Annotated in this window: 1 protein-coding gene and 1 pseudogene; both read right to left on the minus strand. The window is 70.2% G+C overall.

Features of this window, described 5'->3' with window-relative positions:
• Window positions 1-2,802 (minus strand): annotated as a pseudogene (locus I59_RS19325) (glutamate synthase central domain-containing protein); the annotation flags it as partial.
• Between the two features lie 375 nt (window positions 2,803-3,177).
• On the minus strand, window positions 3,178-3,615 hold a 438-nt coding region (locus I59_RS05960), incomplete at its 5' end, for a prolipoprotein diacylglyceryl transferase family protein (protein WP_022903080.1).

A 3,615-nucleotide genomic window follows, 5' to 3' on the forward strand; every position in this document is an offset into this window, starting at 1 on the left:
GCGTGCGTCAGGTACATGCTCGTCACGCCGAATCGGCCGGAGGCGACCTGCTTGATCGCGCTGCGGCGTTCCGGGTCGAGCAGGCGTTCGACGTCCTCGCCGCCCTCGCCCGTGTTCGACCGCGCACCGAGCCGGTTCATCGCGATCGCGAGCGTCTCGTGCGCTTCCTTCGAGATCGACCCGTAGGACATGGCGCCCGTGTTGAACCGCTTGACGATCGACTCGATCGGCTCGACCTCGTCGAGCGGGATCGGCTGCCGGACGCCGTCCTTGAAGCGGAAGAGGCCGCGGAGCGTCATGAGCGCCTCGGACTGGTCGTCGACCGCCTTCGAGTACTCGCGGAAGATGTCGTAGCGCCGCGCACGGGTGGCGTGCTGCAGGCGGAACACCGTGTCCGGGTTGAAGAGGTGCGGCGGTCCTTCGCGGCGCCACTGGTACTCGCCGCCGGTCTGGAGTCGCTCGTGCGAGAGCACCGCGCCGTCCTGCGGGTACGCCTGTGCGTGGCGTTCCGCGTTCTCACGGGCGATCACGTCGATGTCGACACCGCCGAGGATCGAGGACGTGCCGGTGAAGTACCGGTCGACGAACTCCTGGGAGAGCCCGACGGCCTCGAACGCCTGCGCGCCGGCGTAGCTGGACACCGTGGAGATGCCCATCTTCGACATGATCTTGAGGACGCCCTTGCCGAGCGCCTTGATGACGTTGCGGACGGCCTGCTCGGGCGTGATCCCGGTGATCATGCCCGCGCGGACGAGGTTCTCGCAGGTCTCCATCGCCAGGTACGGGTTGATCGCCGATGCGCCGTAGCCGATGAGGGTCGCCACGTGGTGGACCTCGCGCACGTCGCCGGCCTCGACGATCAGGCCGACCTTCATGCGCTGCTCGGTCCGGATGAGGTGGTGGTGCACGGCGGCGAGCAACAGCAGGCTCGGCACGGGCGCGTTCTCCGCGTTGCCGTCCCGGTCCGACAGCACGATGAACTGCTTGCCGGACTCGATCGCGGCGTCGACCTCGTCGCAGACCGCGTCGATGCGGTTCTGCATCGCGGCCTCGCCGTCGTCGACGCGGTACAGCCCCTTGATCGTGACGGTGAGGTGGCGACCGGACGCGGTCTCGAAGTGCTGGATCTTCGCGAGTTCGTCGTTGTCGATGACCGGGAAGCCGAGCACGATCTGCTTCGCGTGCTCGGGACCGGCGGACAGCAGGTTGCGCTCCGGCCCGAGGCCCATGCCCATCGAGGTGATGACCTGCTCGCGGATCGAGTCGAGCGGCGGGTTCGTCACCTGGGCGAACTGCTGCGTGAAGTAGTCGAAGAGGAGCCGAGGGCGCTGCGACAGCACGGCGATCGGCGTGTCCGATCCCATGGCCCCGAGGGGCTCCGCGCCGGTCTGCGCCATCGGGCGGAGGAGGATGCGGACCTCTTCCTCGGTGTAGCCGAACGCGCGCTGGCGCCGGGTCACCGAGGCCGGGGTGTGCACGATGTGCTCGCGCTCCGGCAGGTCGGACAGCTTGATGCGGCCGGACTCGAGCCATTCGCTCCACGGACCCGAGGTCGCGAGGGACTGCTTGACCTCGTCGTCCTCGATGATCCGGCCGGCCTCGGTGTCGACGAGGAACATCCGCCCGGGGCGCAGGCGGCCCTTGCGGACGACCTTCGCAGCGGGCACGTCGATGACGCCGGTCTCCGAGCCCATCACGATGAGGCCGTCGTCGGTCACGAGGAACCGGCCCGGACGCAGGCCGTTCCGGTCCAGGGTCGCACCGACGAGCGTGCCGTCNGTGAAGGTGATGGCGGCCGGGCCGTCCCACGGCTCCATGAGCATCGAGTGGTACTCGTAGAACGCTCGGAGCTCGGGTTCATGCCGGTCTGGTTCTCCCAGGCTCCGGCACCATCATCGAGACGGCGTGCGGCAACGACCGGCCCGTCAGGGTGAGGAGCTCGAGGACCTCGTCGAACGACGCGAAGTCCCTCGCGCCCGGGCTGACGATCGGCAGCAGCGGCGCCATGTCGCGAGCCAGTTCGCTCTCGAGCTGCGACTGCCGTGCGCGCATCCAGTTGCGGTTGCCGCGGACGGTGTTGATCTCGCCGTTGTGCGCGAGGGTCCGGAACGGTTGCGCGAGCGGCCACGACGGGAACGTGTTGGTCGAGTAGCGGGAGTGCACGATCGCGAGCTTCGACGCGAACCGCTCGTCGCTGAGGTCGGGGTAGAAGGGCTCGAGCTGGAGCGTCGTGACCATGCCCTTGTAGACCATCGTCCGGCTCGACAGCGACATGAAGTAGACCTCGGCGTCGTGCTCGGCACGCTTGCGGAGCCGGAACGCCTGCCGGTCGAGTGCGATGCCGCTCCACGCCGCACCGTGCACGTCGTGGCGCACCGAGGCGACGAAGAGCTGGGCGAAGGCCGGCATCGCGGCACGCGCGAGCGTCCCGAGGACCTCGGGACGGACCGGGACCTCGCGCCAGCCGAGGACCCGCAGGCCCTCCTCGCGCGCGAGGCGGTCGATGACGCCCTGCACACGGTGGCGGTCGTCCTCGTCGAGGGGCAGGTACGCGGTGCCGACGGCGTACTCCCCCGCTGCCGGCAGGTCGAACGGCACCTCGTCGCGCAGGAACGCGTCCGGCACCTGGCACAGGATCCCCGCACCGTCGCCCGTGCCCGCGTCCGAGCCCACGGCACCGCGGTGCTCGAGGTTGCGCAGGGCACCGAGCGCGGCGTCGACGATGTCGTGTCCGGCGGTGCCGCGGAGCGTCGCGACCATGGCGAGGCCGCAGGCGTCCTTCTCGTTGGCCGGGTCGTACATGCCGGTCGCCTCCGGCACGGCCGAGAAGCGGCGGTGCGGGGGCAGGAGCCCGGACGTCGACGACTGGGTGCGCGACTGGCTTGGCTGGAGCGCCATGGGGAACCGTCCTCACGAGGATGGGAACAGGGACAGCGGTGGCCCGGTGGTGCGTTCCGCCCGGACGGGCGGGACAGGTGCCCGTTCGTGCCGCCGGTGGGTTGCCCCGTCGGCACGGGTGGTGTGGAGCCCGGTTCGTGGCGGGCGGTGGTGGTGCGGTGGTGCTGCTGCCGGGTGGGTGCGCCCGACGGTCCGGACGGCTCGCGAGGGTGCTCCCGAGACCGGCGTCCGGTGGCTGGTCGGTGTCCGTCCCGCCGCGGTGGGCGACGGGGCCGGACGCTAGGACCGGGTGGAGCCGACCGGGTCGGCGGCGACGGCCGCGGGCTCGTCGTCGTGCTCCGACCAGGTGTCGTCCGAGTCTACATCGGCGCGTGCCGACGGCCCGCGACCCGGCAGGTACGGCGACGGCTCCTTGCCGGTGTGCCGCCGTGACTGGACGACGAAGATCACGATGCCGAGCACGATCGCGGCGAGGGACATCCACACGTTGGTTCGCACGCCGAAGAACGTCTCGCTCGTGTCGACGCGGATGGACTCGAGCACCGACCGACCGGCCCCGTACCAGATGAGGTAGAGCGCCATGACCTTGCCCCACTGCAGCGTGAACTTGCGCGCGAGGAACAGGATGACGAGCGCGCCGAGGACGTTCCAGATGATCTCGTACAGGAAGGTCGGCTGGAAGAGGGTGCCCTCCGGCAGGCCCTTCGGGTACGCGGC

It is taken from the genome of Curtobacterium sp. B8 (assembly GCF_000333315.1).
Classification (GTDB): domain Bacteria; phylum Actinomycetota; class Actinomycetes; order Actinomycetales; family Microbacteriaceae; genus Curtobacterium; species Curtobacterium luteum.